At 39.3% G+C, this 14398-nt stretch carries 11 protein-coding genes; 1 reads left to right on the top strand and 10 read right to left on the bottom strand.

Annotated elements, in window-relative coordinates:
- The 10 genes from HY841_07155 to trmB all read right to left on the bottom strand — a co-directional run bounded on the left by HY841_07155 (window position 1) and on the right by trmB (window position 13074).
- Window positions 1-2517 (bottom strand): ferredoxin, encoded by a 2517-nt coding sequence (locus HY841_07155; protein MBI4930522.1) that lies wholly within the window; start codon window positions 2515-2517, stop codon window positions 1-3.
- A 17-nt stretch (window positions 2518-2534) separates the two neighbouring features.
- Window positions 2535-3491 (bottom strand): 2-oxoglutarate oxidoreductase, encoded by a 957-nt coding sequence (locus HY841_07150; protein ID MBI4930521.1) that lies wholly within the window; start codon window positions 3489-3491, stop codon window positions 2535-2537.
- A 208-nt stretch (window positions 3492-3699) separates the two neighbouring features.
- A complete protein-coding gene (locus HY841_07145) occupies window positions 3700-5586 on the bottom strand; it encodes a 2-oxoacid:acceptor oxidoreductase subunit alpha (protein ID MBI4930520.1) in 1887 nt (628 codons plus the stop codon).
- Between the two features lie 347 nt (window positions 5587-5933).
- Window positions 5934-6707, bottom strand: coding sequence for a hypothetical protein (locus tag HY841_07140; protein ID MBI4930519.1), 774 nt, complete (start codon window positions 6705-6707; stop codon window positions 5934-5936).
- Between the two features lie 35 nt (window positions 6708-6742).
- Window positions 6743-8578, bottom strand: coding sequence for a tetratricopeptide repeat protein (locus HY841_07135; protein MBI4930518.1), 1836 nt, complete (start codon window positions 8576-8578; stop codon window positions 6743-6745).
- Window positions 8575-9120 (bottom strand): hypothetical protein, encoded by a 546-nt coding sequence (locus tag HY841_07130; GenBank protein MBI4930517.1) that lies wholly within the window; start codon window positions 9118-9120, stop codon window positions 8575-8577. Before HY841_07130 ends, HY841_07135 begins: the two co-directional genes overlap by 4 nt.
- A 9-nt stretch (window positions 9121-9129) precedes the next feature.
- Window positions 9130-9534, bottom strand: a complete 405-nt coding sequence (locus HY841_07125; GenBank protein ID MBI4930516.1) for an STAS domain-containing protein — start codon at window positions 9532-9534, stop codon at window positions 9130-9132.
- Complete coding sequence (locus tag HY841_07120) at window positions 9513-9980, bottom strand: transcriptional repressor (protein ID MBI4930515.1); 468 nt, start codon at window positions 9978-9980, stop codon at window positions 9513-9515. Before HY841_07120 ends, HY841_07125 begins: the two co-directional genes overlap by 22 nt.
- A 23-nt stretch (window positions 9981-10003) precedes the next feature.
- The gene (locus tag HY841_07115) at window positions 10004-12244 is read right to left on the bottom strand and encodes a bifunctional (p)ppGpp synthetase/guanosine-3',5'-bis(diphosphate) 3'-pyrophosphohydrolase (GenBank protein ID MBI4930514.1); all 2241 of its coding nucleotides are present in this window, start codon (window positions 12242-12244) and stop codon (window positions 10004-10006) included.
- A gap of 167 nt (window positions 12245-12411) precedes the next feature.
- Window positions 12412-13074, bottom strand: a complete 663-nt coding sequence (gene trmB / locus HY841_07110) for a tRNA (guanosine(46)-N7)-methyltransferase TrmB (GenBank protein MBI4930513.1) — start codon at window positions 13072-13074, stop codon at window positions 12412-12414.
- 83 nt (window positions 13075-13157) lie between these two features.
- Here trmB and HY841_07105 point away from each other — a divergent pair, with 83 nt between their 5' ends.
- Window positions 13158-14249: a glycosyltransferase gene (locus HY841_07105; protein MBI4930512.1), complete on the top strand. Its 1092-nt coding sequence runs from the start codon at window positions 13158-13160 to the stop codon at window positions 14247-14249.
- Window positions 14250-14398 lie beyond the last annotated feature (149 nt).

Raw genomic sequence — 14398 nt, 5'->3', positions numbered from 1 at the left:
TTAGTTAAATGGTTTCGCTCTTGCGATTAATTCTTCCAGTCCCGGTTCGTTTGGATTTAACGGCATGCCGGGATGAATACATTTTGCGGGACAAGCTTCTGCCGCCTTTACCATTTGAGCGTAAGTTATGGTTGTGGGGTCATCCACGTATGCCTGTTTCTCTCCATCATATTTGAATGCTCTCGGATATTTATCTGTGCAATCATTGCAGGAAGTGCATCTGAAAGTTTCAATCCAGGGTTCGGTAGAAACTGAAACTTCTTTTTCGATTGTGGTAACAGCAGGAGAAGTTTCTCCCGGTTTTATTTCTTTGGTTTCGGAGGAAGAAGATTTTTTTGAAATTTTTGTTGCTGGTGAAGTGGAAATGCTGTCAAGATCAAGCAGAATTCCTGCCAGTTTATCCATTGCTTCTCCGGCAGCAGTTGACCGGACTTCTTCTATTTGTTTTTCAAACTTGCTTTCAATTTCCTTAATCTCTTTTTCTTTTTGTTCCTGCAACTCCTGATGTGTGCGATTCACTGCCTGTTCAACATGATAACTGTTTACTCCGCCTAATTCCTGAATGAAATTCCAGAAATCCAAACGTTCTTTTGCGGCAATCACAAGTGAATAGGGCACTGCAGCTTTATGCAAAGTGTTTTCGTTATCTGCCAGCCAGATGAACGGAACTTTAGAATACAATTTCTCGGAAGACTGTTCAAGATATTCACTCAAAGGAATTAAATCTTCTGACCAGCAGGAAGGAGGAACAATAAATAAATTTTTATTGTTGACAGTATTCACGGCATAGAAATCCGCGAAGGTGAATGCCAGCTCAAGTTTTTCATTTTTTTCTTTATCGGTTTTTAATTCAAAAGAATATTTTGGCCAGTTTTTATCGGGTTGAGGATTAGCATTAATGTTAAATCTGCTTCCCCACCTTTTATCTTTTGCATTGTACGTGAATAAAGGGAACTGCCTTCCTTCCACTGCTGAACTGATGTCAAGAAAATTCTGACTCTCAGTATTATTTAAACCGGAAGAAATTAAAACATGAAACAAAGCAGGAGCGGATGAAGCAAGTCCCGATTCCATTCCTGATAAAAGATGAATTGGATTATGTGAAGCGCTTTGAAGTGTAAAAGCATTTCTGTGAGAAACAGCCAGTGCGCTCAGTTCCTGCTGAAAAGAAAGTAATTCATCCGATTCATTTCCGTTCTTATTTATTTTAAAAGGAGTAGGCCTGTTAATTGCCAACACTTTTATTGGTTTGTTTGAAGATATCAATGCAGAAAAATGCGGCAACTCTTTTCTTAAAAGATTTTGAGTTTCCTCGATTAAAACAACCGGAGGACAAAGTGCTGTTTCTTCTTCGGTGAAATAATGCCAGTTGAATCGTGTAAAATAATCCGAGTGGATTTCTTCGTCATAGTTATTTTTAACTTCTAACTCAGCAATCCTCACTTGCCCAATTAATTTAGCAAGCTTGGAAATATGTGTTTTGAAACTATCGACCGCGGATGAGCAACTTTCATTGGCAGCGGCAATTCGCACATCAAGACTCTGTAGCAGTTCTTTCCATTTGAAATTTGAATTTTCGGATAAAGCTTTACCTATATATATGATACTCTCATTGTTTAACAATAAATTTTCCGCGGAGTCCAGAGCGTTGATGCAATTAACAATACGTTCCGTTCTTTTCTTTGGCATTGACACCGAAGCGCTTTCGGGCATAAGCGTGTCCAGTTTTTTAAATTCAATAAGCGAATCAGCAAAATCAAAAGTTTCATCTTTTGAAACATTGCCCTTTTCAACTGCTATTAAATCCTGCAGCCCGGACTTTAAGCGGTGAATTTCTAACAGGAAGGTTTTTCTCTTTTGATGAAACTGATACTTTAGTAAATGAACGAGCAAGTGTATCGGTGTCTGTTGTGAAAATCCCAGCAGATTTCCTGTTGTCGGAAGATTGATTTTGAACTTTTCAATGTCTTTTAAGAAATTAATTCCGTCTTCGCCATTTACTTTTATTTTGGAAAGCTCATGGAGAGCGTTATCAACAGCGGATTTCAACGAACAGAAATTATTTGCTTTGGAAACATGTTTCCTGACGGAACTTTCGATCTTGGGAAAGTATTTCAATAAGATTGCTGCTTCTTTTTCTTTAAATGTTTTTTTGAAAGTGCGGCCAAGTAAATCAGAAAAGCAGCAATTTGCAATCTCATTTTCCTCGGATAGAAAAACAGGATAATCGGTGGTTAACTCTTCACTGGTAAGATATGGTGCGAGTAAAACGGGCATGAGTCCCGCGGATTCAGCGCCTTTGGGTTTTTCACCCGTGCGGAAATAATTTCTTATGGTGCGCCACTGGTTTTTTATTTCATCTTCTGTTGCTGCTGAAGGAGCAGGAAACTTGTAGCTTATGGTTTCTGTTTTGTCAATCTCTAAAGCAACTTCAACTTCTTGTGCGGATGTAAGTGCTTCTTCCTTCAGGAATTCATTAAACAGTAATTCTTTTGAAGTGTTTTTTGATTTCACCATATGATTAATAGGTTTATTTACACTGCATATTTATCTAGCTCTTTATTAATAGCGTCAAGGCGTTCTTCCACAGGCATTCCAATGTTGTGTGCTCCGTACTCATCGTAACGGGGGGCATTCTTATTCTGATAGAAAAGCCCGATTGGAATACTGTCTTTCAATTCAGCATATTCTCTTCCTTTATTAATATCGCTTGGATCGTGCTTAATAATATTTTTAAAACTTTTTTCCACCTTCTCATGAAGCTTAATTCCATTTTCATGCGTAAGCAATGTCAATGCAGTGGGATCTGTCACAGCCGCATCGTATAAATCGCGCATGTATACAGGGCATCGCTGAACCACGCGTACAAATGAAAATCCGGGATGCTCATATGCCGCTTTAATGGTTTCGTAAACATGAGCGGGATTCCAATCGGCAGTTTGTGCAACAAAAGAAACATTGGATACGCCCAGGGTCGTTTGGATTGGATTTATCGGAGGTAGAATAGAGCCGGCAGGATGTGTGTTTGATTTAGTTCCTCTAGCGCTTGTCGGACTGGTTTGTTTTTTTGTGAGACCATAAATGCTATTGTCCAACAGCAGAACCGTCATATTCATATTGTATCGGATTGCATGAATCCAATGTGCCGTGCCGATGGAACAACAATCTCCGTCACCTGTGACAACAAACACATTCAGATCAGGTCTGCGGAATTTTACGCCTGAAGCAACAGGAAACGCTCTTCCATGCAAGCCGTGGAAACCATAAGTGTTCATGTAATGAGGGAAACGGCTGCTGCATCCAATTCCGCTTACGAAAACAGTTTTCTCAGGCACTAATTGTTTTTCTCTGCACAACTTTTGCACAGAGGTGAGAATGCCATGGTCGCCACAGCCGGGGCACCAACGGGCTACACCACCTTCATAATCTTCCAATGAATAATGTTCATCACTGAGCGGAACATTGCAGAGGTCTGGTTTTAATCCGAACATATGGTAATTGGTTAAGAGCCCATCCTAAATCCTTCCCGAAGGGAAGGACTTTCAATCGGCTTATTTATTTATTTTTTTTACTCGTTTTATTCAAAATTCTACTTATTTTATCCAAAATTCGCTTCTGCAACACTACTTCATGGCTATGAAATAGTGTTGCAGAAAGCAAAGTTGGTGTTGTATATCTCCGTAATACTAACATTGACACTTATTTTGCTTTCAATTCTTCTTTTATCATGTCCAGTACTTTGCTTGGATTAATTGGCTGTCCGAAAACGTTGCTGTAACAATCCACATCCACAAGTGTTTGTGCTCTGAGAAGCCAAGCTAACTGAGCGTATCGTCTGCTCTTTTTGGTGATAAGCGGATCGCCAATCTTATCGCTGTAATTCAGTTCAACCGTTTTTATCTTTTTAAATTTTTTAAATATTTCCTCTAATCCCGGCTCAAGCGGACTTAAGAAATGTATATGCAAACTGCTTACTTTAAGTCCCGATTTTCTGGCTGAGGCAACGGCTTCTTCAATTGCGCCTTTTGTAGAACCCCATCCAACAACCAGTAAATCTCCGCTCTCATCACCATTCACTTTGGGCGGTTTCAATGTTTGCAGCACAGCAGCCATCTTTCTGCTTCTGGCTTCACTTGATTTCTGATTTATTTCCGGATCGTAAGCCACTTTGCTGTTATGGTCATGCGCTAGTCCGGTCAATCGGTACATGCCGTCTTTCTGTCCGGGGATTGGCCGAGGACTTATCCCGGTTTCAGGATCCCAGTTGTAAGGAGCGATTTCTTTTTTCCAGCGGCTTTGGTCAATGGGAGCCGCAAGCCATTCTGCATTTATTTTCGGGCGAGGGAAAGGTGAAACACCGGTAGCAAGATTTGCGTCAGTCAGTATAATAACCGGAGTGCGAAACGCCTCAGCAAGTTTTCGTGCCAGAATTACAAACTGAAAACATTCTTCAATAGTTGCGGGAGCAATAATTATTTTCGGAGCATCTCCGGCTTCTCCGTATAAGGAAGCTAACAAATCACCCTGTTCAACTTTGGTAGGTAAACCTGTTGAGGGGCCACCTCTTTGTACATTTACGATTACTAAGGGAACTTCAGCCATCACAGCCAATCCGATAAATTCTGTTTTCAAAGCAAGACCGGGTCCGGAAGTAATTGTAATGGCCGTTTTTCCTGCGTAGGAAGAACCAATGGCGAAACCAATCGCAGCAATTTCATCTTCGGCTTGATGAAGAATTCCTCCGGCATTTTCAATGCACTCGGCAAGTTTGTGAGAAGCAGAAGTTGCTGGAGTAATCGGATACATTGCGCATACTTCGATTCCGGCTGCCAAGGTGCCCAATGCAATGGCTTCGTTTCCGTTCATCACAACCTGGTCACCGGCATTCTCTAAGGGAGGAATTTCAAAATTGAGCTCTAAATTTTCTTTTGCCCAATTGTATCCGCCTTTTAAAAGGTTCACATTCGCTTCAAAAACTTTTTCCGCTTTCTTCTTGAAGATATATCTGATTTGCTCTTCCGCTTTTGTTAAATCACGGTTGTAGATATGGCAAAGCATACCAAGCACCCACATGTTTTTTCCTTTCCGCGCATCGGAAACAAATTTCATACATTCTTCTTCCATCGGAATTCCGATGACTTTATATCCTTTGGACTTAAAATCAGCCAGAGCCGTTGCGTATTCTTTTCTTATGGAATCAATATCGCTGTTTGCCCATTTGTTCTCCAGTAAAATCACCGTGCCTTCAGTATAAGCATCCTGAGATATTCGTCCGTAAAGTACTTGCTCGTTCAGAGCGACAACAATATTGGCATGGTCGCCCATGTTTGTAACCTTCTCCGAGCCCACACGGATGCGAATACCAGAAGCGCCTGCTCTTGACCTTGCGGGTGGCTGAATTTCGGCAGGAATAATCTCTACCGTCCAAACTCCATTTCCCATCTTGGCAGAAATAGAACCGAAACTTTGTCCGGCTTTTTGTGCCCCTTCTCCGGAGTCGCTTACAATTTCAACGACATGCTGGTTTACAGTAACGGCACTGCCTTTACTTTTCTTTGCAACCGGAATACTTTGTGTGGTGCTCATACTCATTTATTTTTGTTAAGAAAAATTGTTGCTACTGGAATTATATAATATGATTACACAGATTTTAGAAAGATTACACCGATTATGTTTATGCCTTTCATCGGTGTAATCTGTATTTGTCTTTTCGGAAATCGGAGTAATCTCAATATAGGATAAGTTTTTTTTGAAATATTTTTGTAAAATAACCTTTAACCGTCATATTAAACTATGATAAATGTCATTAATATAATAAGTAAAATATGAATTTTTTTTTCTTTTTTAAAAGTGATGGGATATTATGCTGAGATTACTCAGGTTTTTGTTCGAATGAATTCTTGTTGGGAAAATTGCGGAGATAATAACGGAGGCTAAAACCAAACTCCCAAAGAAAAAATCATCTCATAACAGGAGAGATTTTGCTTTGCAGTGCCTTCATATAATTGAAGGTTGCGGTATCTGGAAAAAACAACTTTGTTGGTGTACTCTAAGTAAACATATTTAAAAAAAGTAATTTGTATTCCCGCTTCTGTTCCAGCATCAAAGCCGCCAAACTGAAAACCTGAATTATTTTTCTGACTCATGATTGTATTTTCTACATGAGGATAAACAAACCCAATTCCGCCTTTCAGCAGTAGGTTTATATTTATTTTTGAAGAGTCGGTTTTTAAAAGATTTACCAGCCTCACTGCGTTGAATAAAAAGAAATTCGCGCCATTGTTCAATTGATAAGTGAGATTATCACCTGTGCGTGCAAAAGAAGAATCAATGGTTGACCTATGGTATGTTCCGGTGATATGAAGTGTTTGGTCAGGCACCTGATATTTTGTGTGGTCGAAATTTAATTCTGCGCTCCATTTTTTATTGATGCGATAACCAAGTCGGTAATTGTATTGAGGGATGGTTAAATCTTTATTAAATATCCCGGTGTTCCATCCCGGTTTGTCAACTCCCTTTACTTTCTCAAATGTGTACTTGTTTTGAAGAGATGGCTGGTTGATGCGGATATTATTATCTGCATACCATTCTTTATTATATCCCCATGAAAAATAAAACAGATGCTTGATATGCTTGGTTTGGCTATGAGAATTTAAAACCATCAGGAGAAATAGTACGGCCAATAAAAACTGTTTATTATTTATCATAAAGAAAAAATATTAAGGTAGATTTTTATAAGAAACTAATTAACACTGTCTCCTCTCAATATCCTGAATCTTTTCCTTGCTTCCACAGTAAATAAACTGCCTGGGAATTTGGTGAGAAGTTCTTCGTAAAGTTGTTTTGCTTTTTCGGTGTTGTTCAGATAAAGTTCATTGAGTTCAGCAAGTTTGAACATAGCGTCATCTCCAAGAATATCGAAAGAATAATTGTCGAGAATTTTCTGCAACTGGTCTCCTGCTTCTGTAAACTTTCCTTCTTTTATTTTGATCTGATATTTTTTATAGAGAATATCATCCGAGAGAGAAGTGTTCTGGAATTTTTGCAATATAGAATCCAGTGTGAGCAAAGATTTATCAAATTGATTTCTGAAAACAAATAAATCAGCGCGTGAGAACATACTAAGAGCGAGTGAATCGCCCTCTTCTTTTAAATTGTCGCTGATGGTGAGGGAGAGGAACATAGCGTCATTCGCAATTAATTTTTCCGTGGAACCTTTGAGTACATCCAACTGCGCCTGCGCCCATTTGAATTCTCCGTTGAAATAAGAAAGTTTCGCATTGCGGAATTTTGCTTCGTTGCCAAGCGGCTCGTGCTTGAAATCAAATTCAACCTGGGAATACAAAAGAGATGCATCCCAAATTTCTCCCGTCATCAAAAGAATATCTCCGAGTTCGAGTTTGCATTCCGCCTGTGTTGTTTCATTGATGCCCGGGAGTTTGATGGCTTCATTCAGCAAATCGCTTGCTTCTTTTGTTTTGCCCATGAAGAATCCCTGCAAGTGCGCAAGATTTTTTATCAGGATGGCAGTGCCGGAACTTTTTCCGAGTTCAGCCAGAGTGGAATTGAAATTTTTTTCAAGTTCCTGCAAATCTACTTGCGTATAATTAAATTTAGTAGTGACTTTTTTGTACAACGCATTCAGTAATTCCATCCTTGCGTTGATATAATTGTAATTCTCTTTTCCTTTCTCAATTACATACTGAAAACATTTCGCGCCAGTTTCATAATCTTCGTTTGAAACGCATAATTGTCCGAGCGCCATCAAGCGCTCTCCTTCTTCGTGCTTTCGTTTGTCAAGCGCTTTTGATTGCACATACGCTCCATTGAAATTTTTCTCTTGTATAAAAAACCAAATCAGCAATTCAGAGAAAACAGTTTTGTCGGGCTGTGACTGAATTTTTTTCATCAGTTCTGTTTTGATAATTTCATTTTTCTTCTCATCCTTGTCTTCCACGAACGATGGCTGTAATCCGTTCTGAACAATTTGCAGTTGATCATCTCCATAGTCAAGAAGAGAAAGATATTCATTCACCATTCCTTCAATATCTCCTTTCTTTGAATACACATCCGCAATTTCCGCGCTAAAAGGGTAAAAACCTCTCAGCAATCTCCTTCCTTCTTTATAAGTACTAATTGCGAAATCCCATTCCTGCAATTGAATGAATGCATTTGCAAGTGCAGTGATTTGCTGTTGGTCAGGATTTAATTGCCTGATTGCTTTTTCATATTGAGAATTTCCTTTGTCGGTTTCTTTTTTTTCTTTGTACAATGTACCGAGGTCAACAATGTAAGTTGGATTCTTCGGATATTGTTTGATGACTTTCTTGATCATTTTTTCCGCCTTATCATACTGCTGAAGTTTTACAAGGCAAAGCAGGAAGGGATTATAATAAGTAATCCCCTCTTTCTTGCTGAAGAATTTTTCATAATACACAATCGCTTTGTCAAACTCTTTGTTCTGGAGATATTGAAAAGCAAGTTTTTCATCTGTGGTTTGCGGTTGAGCGAATGCAGAGCCAAGAGCCAAGAGCCAAGAAGCAAGAAAGATGCAAATTATGTTTCTGATTTTTTTCATTTTAATTTTAAACTATCCGCAATAAAAGAAATTTGTATTTTCAATGAATCTAATTTTGCTGAGGAGTTTTTTGCTTTTTCTATTACTTTACTTACTGCTTCATAAATTTTCTGCGAGGCGTTCATTTCATTAACGACATACGCATCTGATTTATTTTTCTCGATCAAATCTTCTGTCAAATCGTGTTTCAGATCGCTGATTCTCTGCTGAGATTCTATTAAAGCGCGTTCAAGATATTTTTTATTATCAAGCAGATTCAGAATGTTGCCCGATTGTTCATAAGCATCCGACAAAAATATTGCCGTTCTTTTCTTCACTGTATCTTTGGAAAGTTTTTCCATAATGGAATGTAAATTCTCAGCGCAGGAATTATAAGAAGATCGAAGCATGCTTGTATCAACTGAGAGGAGATTTTTTTCTGCACTCAATAAAACAACTTTCGCGCTGTCGAGACGAAAAATTTCTTTGGAGTAATCGGTTTTATTCCTGCAGGAAAAGAAAAGCAAGCAAATGGCAATAAGCAATAGGCAAAAATGCTTCACAGAAATAAGTCAATTTGATACTAGCTTATTCAATTTCGCAATTCCTTGTTCAACAGTATCTGCTACTGTGAAAACAGTATTCAGTTTTGTGATGACGAGAAGTTCTTTAATTCTTTTTCCAACATTAGCTATCACCGCTTCTCCTCCTGCTTTGCGTGCTTTCGTCAGAATCTGAATTAAGATAGTAAGCCCGGAACTGTTGAGATATTTTAAATTCCCCAAATCAACTACAAACCGAATGTGGTTGTTCAGAATGATTTCATTCACTTCCTCTATGAGTTTGTCTGCCTGGTTTTTGTCAATCAAATCCCCTTTCAATATAAAGATGTGAATGTTGCCTTGTTTCTCAGATGAATAAGTAAAGAACATGGTGGTTGGTTTTGGTTTGTATTTTATTTTTTTTTGTTTTCGCATTTTCCTGCTTCTGAAAGTTTCCTGCAATGAGCATACAAATTTAATGAATGTGATGAGATGTTAAATGCAAGTATGTCTCCCATCTTATTCCTTATCTGCTGGATGCGCGGATCGCAGAATTCCATAACATTTCCGCAATCTTCACAGATGAGATGGTCGTGCTGTTTGTATTCATATGCTTTTTCAAAAAGTGAAATATTTTTTCCGAAATGATGTTTGACCACTAAATCACAGTCGAGCAAGAGTTCAATCGTGTTGTAAACAGTAGCTCTGCTCACACGATGTTTTTTGCTTTTCATTTTTGAGTAGAGCGCATCAATATCAAAATGCCCGTTGTCGGAATAAATTTCATCCAAAATGGCATAGCGCTCTCTTGTCTTGCGATGGCCGTGCTGCTCCAAATATTCGGTGAAAATTTTCTTAACTGAATCTTTTACTGCTGACATGGAATATATATTGAGCGAAGATATTAATTCGTATCGAATCGGGAAACATTCACCACTCCATCCACGTTTTTCAGTTTGGTCATCAGTTCGGTGAGGTGCTTGGTGTCGTTAACGAAAAGCATGATTTTTCCTTCAAACACGCCATCGTTGCTATCAAAACTGAGAGCGCGCATATTCACACTCAGTTCATCAGAAATAATTTTTGTGATATTGTTCACCATGCCCACACGGTCACTTCCTGTAACTTTTATTCCCGCCAGAAAAGAAATTAATTCCTGATTTGTCCATTTCGCCTTCACAACACGGTAGGCATAGTTGGCAAGCATCTTCGTGGCGTTCGAACAATTCACGCGGTGAATTTTTATTCCTTCGTTTATGGTGATGAATCCGAACACATCATCGCCCGGAATCGGATGGCAGCAGGGAGAAAGTTTGTACTCGATCTTATCCATGTTATCACCAATCACCAGTAATTCATCTGATTTTCCCCCGCGCACATTGCTCACCATCTGCTCGAGCGAAATATTTTCTTTCTTCAGTTCAGCAACCGGTTTGTTTTTTTCTTTTCTGAAATCTTTTATTTCTCCAGACTTGATGTTTCCTATCGCCAGCCGGTAATGAAGCTCCTGCACATTCGGAAGTTTGAAGCCAGAAACCACTTTATTTATGTTCTCGGTCGAGAAAGAAAGCTTCAGCGTTTTGAACCGTTTTTGCAAAAGTTCTTTTCCTTTTTCAGAAACTTTTCTTTTTTCTTCTTTGAGAGCGGATTTTATTTTTGATTTGGCTTTTGCCGTCACCACAAATCCAAGCCATTCCTGTTTCGGAGATTGTTTTGCTGAAGTAAGAATTTCCACCTGGTCACCGCTGTTAAGTGCGTAGCTGAGTGGCACGAGTTTATGATTCACCTTCGCGCCAATACACTGTTCACCAACCTTTGAATGAATTTCAAAAGCAAAGTCCAGCGCAGTGGCAGATGAAGGAAGAGAGCGCATTTCTCCCTTCGGAGTGAAAATAAAAATCTCTTCAGCGAAAAGATTGAGTTTGAAATCGTCTAAAAAATCAAGCGCGTTTTCATCCGCGCTGTCCAGCATGTGGCGAATTTTTTTCAGCCAGTCATCCAGCTGAGATTCTTTATCTACCGCATCTTCCACTCCGGTTTTATAGCGCCAGTGCGCGGCAAATCCACGCTCGGCAATATCATCCATCCGCTCAGAGCGAATCTGTACTTCCACCCATTTTCCTTCAGGACCCATCACCGTGGTGTGAAGCGCCTCATAGCCGTTTCCTTTGGGAGTCGAAATCCAATCGCGCAAACGTTCAGGGTTCGGATAGTAAAAATCCGTCACCACAGAATAAACTCTCCAGCAATCCGATTTTTCTTTTTCCTCTTTCGTGTCAATAATTACGCGTATGGCAAAGATGTCGTACACTTCTTCAAACGAAAGATTTTTAGTTCGCATCTTGTGGTAGATAGAAAAAATGGATTTGGGCCTGCCGAAAATCCGCAGCTTGAATCCGTTTTCAATCAGCGCTTCTAAAACCGGCTCGATGAATTTATTAATGTATTTTTTGCGCTCCGGTTCTGTCTCTTTTAATTTTGTTTCAATAGTGTGATACACTTCGGGCTCAGTGTATTTCAAACCTAAATCTTCCAACTCGGTTTTAATGGCGTTCAATCCCAAACGATGGGCAAGAGGCGCATATAAATATAAAGTTTCAGAAGCAATTTTCCGCTGCTGATGTTCGCTCATAGAGTTGAGCGTGCGCATGTTGTGCAATCGGTCGGCAAGTTTGATGAGGATTACGCGCACATCATCCGACAAAGTCAAAAGCATCTTACGGAAATTTTCCGCCTGAATGGAAAAGTTGGTAGGATCAATCACCTCCATCCCTTTTATTTTCGTAAGTCCATCAATGATCTGCGCAACCTTTTCACCAAACATTCCCTGCATGTCGGCAAGCGTCATGTCGGTGTCTTCCACCACATCGTGCAGCAGCGCACAGATGACCGAAGTGGCGCCCAGTCCGATTTCTTCTGCGCAGATCTGCGCCACGGCAATAGGATGATAAATGTAGGGCTCGCCAGATTTTCGCCTCGCATTCTGATGCGCTTCCATCGCCACATCAAACGCCTTGCGTATCTGAAGTTTGTCGTTCTTGTCTAACTTTCTCCTGCACGATTTCAGCAACCCGCGGTAGCGCCTGAGAAGTTCTTTCTTTTCTTCTTCGGTATCAATAACTGGTACATGGGTAACTTTTGACATAAATATTTTTTCTCCTTACAAAGTTAAGAATATTCCTCCTTCTAAAAGGGGTGTCACGAAGTAGCGTGGAATTTCTTGGGCATTTCCCTTCGGGTCAGGCTTGTCAGCAGTCACTTTTTTACTAAACGTAAAAAAGACATGACAATTGCCTTCATCCTTAACGTAAACTAGAATCTGAATTTCAAGTAAGTTATTTTCTTTCCCTTCGCAGTAAATAATTTTTCGTAGTGAGTTTTAATTGATTTCACTTCTTCTCTTGCGGGTTCTGAGTTACCATACAAATCATTTGTAGAATCAAGCAAGTTTATTTTATTCTCTGTAATAACTTCTAAAGTGAATTCATGCAGTTCAGCGCTGTCGGTTTTCAGATGGACAATTCCATTTGGTTTCAAAACATTTTTGTAGCGGTTTAAAAAAATCATATGTGTTAGCCGTTTTTTTTCTTTATTCGGCTGAGGGTCGGGGAAGGTTAGCCATATCTCGCTCACTTCATCTTTCGCAAAACAGCTTTCTATAAATTCAATTTGTGTTCTCAGAAATGCAACGTTGTGCAGATTTTTTTCTTGCGCATTCTTGGAACCACGCCATATCCTCGCGCCTTTTATATCCAGTCCGATAAAATTTTTGTTGAAATACTTTTCTGCCAGCCCGATGGAGTATTCTCCTTTTCCGCAGCCAAGTTCAAGCACAATGGGATTTTCGTTTTTGAAATATTCTTTATTCCATTTTCCTTTCAGTTTGAAATCATTTTTCCTTTCCGTAAAAAGAAATTCATGCACATTCTCAAAAGTGCGGAGTTCTGCAAAGCGCTGGAGTTTATTCTTAGGCATAGTGCGGATAGCGGATGGTTGCGAATCTACGAATCAAAGACATTCGTAATTCGTAGATTCGCAGTGATTAGTTATCTGTACCAATGAAAATTTTAATCGCACCACTCGACTGGGGACTCGGACATGCCACTAGATGTATTCCTATAATAAGGTATCTACTTGAAAAAAAATGTGAAGTAATTATTGGCTCAGACGGCAGACCGATTCAACTTCTGCAAAAAGAATTCCCATCGTGTGAATTTGTAGTAATGTCCGGTTACAATATTTCCTACCCGAAGAACAGTTCAATGGTATTGAAAATGGCTTCCCAGATTCCGAAAATACTTTCAGGCATTAAACGCGAACATAAACTTCTGAAAAAAATAATTAAAGAGAAAAAGATTGATGCAGTAATTTCTGATAACAGATTTGGTTTGTGGTCAAAAGAAATTCCTTGTGTGATTATGACTCACCAGTTGATGGTGAAGTCCCCGTTTGGTGAAAACCTGATTCATAAGCTTAACAAAAAATATATTTCAAAATATTCTGAATGCTGGATTCCTGATGTTGCTGAGAAAAATAATTTGTCAGGAGATTTAGCCCATAAGTTTCCTCTGCCGAAGAACGCAAAATATATTGGAGTGCTTTCACGATTTCAAATCCCCCATAGCTCCACTTTACATGTGGAAAATAAATACAAATTTCTCGTTGTGTTGTCAGGCCCCGAACCGCAGCGGACTCTTTTTGAAAAAAAAATAACGGAGCAAGCTTCTTCTATTAAGAAAAGAGTTCTGATTGTGCAAGGCATTACAGAAAAAGCTGAGCGCAGAAAGATTTCCCAGAATGCTGAAATAGTTTCGCACTTAACTTCTCTTGAATTGCAGAAAGAAATTCTCTCTTCGGAAATTATTTTATGCCGACCGGGGTATTCATCCGTGATGGATTTAGCTGTGCTTGGCAAGAAAGCAATCTTTGTTCCAACGCCCGGACAAACGGAACAAGAGTATCTGGCAAAGTATTTTTCAGAAAAGAAAATTGCTTATTCGATTTCGCAGAAAGAATTTGATGTACAAATTGCGCTGAAGGAATCAGAAAACTATTCCGGATTTATAGAAAAGTATTCGGGAGAGGAATTTAAAAGCGCGGTAGATTCTTTCTGTGAGATTGCTTCACGGAGTTTTTTCTGCAGATGCTGAAACAAGTTCAGCATGACAGCGGGACTGCCATTGACAAGTATGTGGAAGAATAAAGTAAAATATTGTTTTTCAAATACTTTCATTAATCGTCCCCAAAGCGCAACCATTGTCAATTTGAACGGTTTGATTTTATTAGTAACACTCGCAAT

This window comes from Bacteroidota bacterium (genome assembly GCA_016213405.1).
Taxonomy (GTDB): domain Bacteria; phylum Bacteroidota; class Bacteroidia; order Palsa-948; family Palsa-948; genus Palsa-948.
This window is presented reverse-complemented; position numbering and strand designations above follow the sequence as displayed.